Here is a 235-nt window from a genome sequence, read left to right as displayed (position 1 = left end):
GCTATTGGTGTTGTCTTCTACTCGTATCCATATGGTTTGGGTATTGGCTATAGTGTTGACAAAGGCATTTGGCGTTGCTATAGGGTTGGTCCCGGCATTGGCATTGGCTTCTGTGATATAGTAGGTTACGATGTATTGTGTAGGGTCTAAATCGTTAGATGGGTCTGTGTCTAATTGGTTTAGTATTTCTGGCTCTTTTTCGGTTAAATCGAAACTGGCAAAGCCATCGGCATCA

The 235-nt window shown here is 43.0% G+C and carries 1 protein-coding gene; it reads right to left on the bottom strand.

The genetic code is table 11. From position 1 onward, the window contains the following. Nucleotides 1-235 (bottom strand): hypothetical protein (locus ACVC08_RS00155; RefSeq protein WP_452600497.1); only part of this gene is annotated, 235 nt, incomplete at both ends.

Source organism: Pontimicrobium sp. MEBiC06410 (assembly GCF_053601615.1).
The sequence above is the reverse complement of the archived record's forward strand: the minus strand, read 5'-3'. Positions and strand labels throughout refer to the sequence as shown.